General features: G+C 60.4%; 5 protein-coding genes. 4 read left to right on the forward strand and 1 reads right to left on the reverse strand.

Annotation, left to right across the window (positions count from 1 at the left end; genetic code table 11):
• The first annotated feature begins 161 nt into the window (after positions 1 to 161).
• The 4 genes from NW837_RS07600 (at position 162) to gloB (ending at position 2,026) form a co-directional block, all read left to right on the forward strand.
• Entirely contained in the window at positions 162 to 341 is a 180-nt protein-coding gene (locus tag NW837_RS07600; protein WP_011431820.1) for a 50S ribosomal protein L32, read from the forward strand.
• A gap of 111 nt (positions 342 to 452) precedes the next feature.
• Entirely contained in the window at positions 453 to 869 is a 417-nt protein-coding gene (locus NW837_RS07605) for a J domain-containing protein (protein WP_414330358.1), read from the forward strand.
• Between the two features lie 127 nt (positions 870 to 996).
• Positions 997 to 1,260 (forward strand): DUF3143 domain-containing protein, encoded by a 264-nt coding sequence (locus tag NW837_RS07610; RefSeq protein ID WP_011431822.1) that lies wholly within the window; start codon positions 997 to 999, stop codon positions 1,258 to 1,260.
• Between the two features lie 7 nt (positions 1,261 to 1,267).
• The gene (gloB, locus tag NW837_RS07615) at positions 1,268 to 2,026 is read left to right on the forward strand and encodes a hydroxyacylglutathione hydrolase (RefSeq protein ID WP_414330360.1); all 759 of its coding nucleotides are present in this window, start codon (positions 1,268 to 1,270) and stop codon (positions 2,024 to 2,026) included.
• 122 nt (positions 2,027 to 2,148) lie between these two features.
• Here gloB and NW837_RS07620 read toward each other — a convergent pair.
• Positions 2,149 to 3,223: MFS transporter (locus tag NW837_RS07620; protein WP_414330362.1), on the reverse strand; the 1,075-nt coding region annotated here is incomplete at its 5' end.

Genomic DNA, 3,223 nt, shown 5'->3' on the forward strand with positions numbered 1-3,223 from the left:
AAGGGCGTCGGCTACGGTCGGCGCTATCCTTCCCTGCCCTGAAGGACGGGGCTTGCCGCGCCTTTTGGTCAACCACTGATAGGCTACTTGCCTGAATAAAGCTGGGATCGGCAGCGCAGCCTCAATGCTAGCCTAGTAAGGCTGTGTTTTTGTGCGAAGCCATGCCTGTTCCTAAGAAGAAAACTTCTAAAGCCCGCAGTCGCAGGCGCTACGCCGTCTGGCTGGGCAAAGCTAAGCTCCAGGCCCAGCGAGCCATGACCATTGGGCGCGCCATTCTCAGCGGTCGCAACACCGGTTTCTACTATCCCAAAGCTAAGTCTGAAGAGGATGAGGAAGAATAGAGGCTTGCTGCAGGGATCCCGGTGTCTGCGCGAGTGATTACACTGGACTAGAGCTGTGCTCCCCTGAAAGCGGTTTTGCTGCCCCTGTAGTCTTGCTCCTCCATAGGTTGCATGCGCTCCTTGACTTCCCTCACCTACTACCAACGGCTGGGTCTGTCTCCAGGGGCATCTCCTGAGGCCATCCGGCGGGCCTACCGGCAATTGAGCAAGCGCTACCATCCCGATACTTCTCCCCTGGCTCCGGAAGTGGCCATTCGCTGCTTCCAAGAGTTGCAGGAGGCCTACCTTGTCCTTAGCAACCCGGCGAAACGGGCCATCTACGATGCCAGCTTACGGGCGGTGACCGCCAACACGGGATCTCTGGGCATGCCGGGATCCCTTGGTGCCGATTCTCTAGAGCTGCGCATGGAAACCCGCCCACTTTCACCTGGTGAGCTTTGTGCCCTGTTGCTGATGGGATCCACCCTAGTTGTGTGTTTGCTACTGGCAGGTGTCCTCGCTTGGCTGCGAGAGAGTGGGGCAAGCTGATTCTGCGACCATTTCCTGCCCTCTTCGGTAGGACATTGGGATCGAGTTTTCGGATTCTGGATCAGGAGTGCTTGAATGAACATAGCCCGTTGACTCTAGGGTTTGATTGCTTTTCTTGAATCTCGCCATGCCTTTGCCTCCTGCAACCACGCCCCTGTACAATCACCCGCTCCACACCATCGAACGCTGGCTGGAGGATCAGGGCTGCACCCGCGATCCGCAGGATGTGGAGCAGTGGTTTTGCGAACGGCCTGGCTGGAAAGCCATTTTGCGCCTGGAAGAAACCAGCATTTGGGTGCGATACACCTACCCAGACGGCAACACGAAAACTTTATCTTTTCCCTATTCCCTCAGCCGGCAAGACGTAGAACAGGCCATTTTTGAGAGTTAGCCGAGCCATGCGCGTTCTCCAGTTGCCTGCCCTGCGCGATAACTACATCTACCTGCTCCACAATCCCGACACTGCAACAGCAGCCGTGGTGGATCCGGCAGTGGCTGAGCCCGTGTTGGAAAAGCTGGCCGAGCTGGGGGCGGAGTTGGTGGCCATTTTCAACACCCACCACCACCACGACCACGTGGGGGGCAACCGACAGCTTTTGGAGCGCTATCCCCGTGCCAGAGTCTATGGCAGCCAGGTGGATCGGGGGCGGATCCCTGGCCAGACGGTGGAGCTCAAGGCAGGGGAAACAGTGGAGTTTGCGGGTCGGCTAGCAAAGGTGCTGTTTGTGCCCGGCCATACCCGCGGCCATATTGCCTACTACTTTTCCGAGAGTGGGGATCTCTTCTGTGGCGATACCCTGTTTGCCGGGGGATGCGGGCGGCTGTTTGAAGGCACGCCGGAGCAGATGGTGGGATCCCTGGATCAACTGCGCCAGTTGCCGGAAGCCACACGGGTGTGGTGTGCCCACGAATACACCTTGAACAATCTCAGGTTTGCCCTGACAGTGGATGGAGACAACCCCGACCTGCAGGCCCGTTACCAAAAGGTGGCCGCCCTGCGCCAGACGGGATCTCCGACTGTCCCCAGCACCATTGGCGAGGAGCGACGCACCAACCCCTTCTTGCGCTGGGATCAGCCGGCTCTGCAAGCTGCCACCGGGCTCCAAGATCCGGTGCGGGTCTTCGCTCGCCTGCGCGGTATGAAGGATCAGTTCTGAAAATCGGGTTCTGACAAAAGCTCCTGGAGGTGGCCCAAAACCTGAGGGGATGGTGCTCCTCACCACCAGCACGAACGAAACCCCCGAAGAGCTGCACCGTAATCTGGTGCAGGGGCTTTTCATCAGCCCACCTCGGCCTGCCTCCTGGACACTAGAGCCAGCAGGATAGCCGCCCCCAGCCCTTGAGTGACTACCGAAAAGAGCACTAAGCCAGTCAGGGAGAAATCGTAAAGCACCCCCATCAGGGCGCTGCCCACAAACCAAGCCAATCCATAGACACTGGTAAACAGGCCAAAGGCAAAGCCCCTCGTCTCGGGAGCTACCATACCGGCCACCGCCGCCTTCATGATGGATTCTTGGGCCCCCAAGCCAATGCCCCAGAGCACCATGCCCAGCACCGTCAGAGCATAGGTACCGGAAAAGGCCAGCGGCGCAAATCCAGCCGATACCGCCACCGCTCCCAGCAAGCTCCACAGCCCCACGCGGTCGAACAGCCAGCCACAGCCCAGGGCTGCTAGGGCATCCACCCCCATGGCCAGGGCATAGAGCAAAGGGATCCCTGCCCCATCGCTCCCTGACTGTTGTTGCAGATGCAGGGCAATGAGGGGAAAATCGGCAAACCCCATAGCCACACAGGCTGCTGCCAGCAAATACAGCCAGAAAACTCTGGGCAAGCCTTTTGCCGAGGTCATCTCCGGCTCCGGCTCGAAGTCTCGTGGGCTGGGATAGAGCCATTGCGCCAGCCCCAAAACCCCCAGTCCTACTGCCGCCGGGATCCCCAAGGCCAAAAACGCGCCCCGGAAGCCATATCCCGCTCCTAGCATGGCTGCCACCAGCAGCGGCCCTGCCACTGCCCCAATTTGATCTAGGGTCTCATGCAGGCCAAACCCCAAGCCCCGTCCCACCTGCAGGGCTGCATGAGAAAGCAACACGTCCCGCGGCGGGGTGCGGATCCCTTTGCCGGTCCGCTCGGCCAAGAGCAGCACGGCGGCCCAAGGCCAACTGCCCACCCAGGCCAAAGCCGGGATCACCGCCGTGTTGATGACATAGCCCAAGGTGGTGAGCTGCCAGTGCCCCCGACTGCGGTGCAAGGGATCCCTGCCCAGCTGGTCGCTCCAATAGCCCACCCCCAACCGCAAGCCATAGGCCAATAGCTCCCCCCCGCCGGCCACCAGGCCCACCACCGTGCCGCTGGCC

This window comes from Synechococcus sp. R6-10 (assembly GCF_047461815.1).
Taxonomy (GTDB): domain Bacteria; phylum Cyanobacteriota; class Cyanobacteriia; order Thermostichales; family Thermostichaceae; genus Thermostichus.

Excerpts from the sequence above, each read along its gene's own strand:
- NW837_RS07600 (WP_011431820.1), top strand. The coding sequence starts at position 162 with ATGCCTGTTCCTAAGAAGAAAACTTCTAAAGCCCGCAGTCGCAGGCGC.
- NW837_RS07605 (WP_414330358.1), top strand. The coding sequence starts at position 453 with ATGCGCTCCTTGACTTCCCTCACCTACTACCAACGGCTGGGTCTGTCT.
- NW837_RS07610 (WP_011431822.1), top strand. The coding sequence starts at position 997 with ATGCCTTTGCCTCCTGCAACCACGCCCCTGTACAATCACCCGCTCCAC.
- gloB (WP_414330360.1), top strand. The coding sequence starts at position 1,268 with ATGCGCGTTCTCCAGTTGCCTGCCCTGCGCGATAACTACATCTACCTG.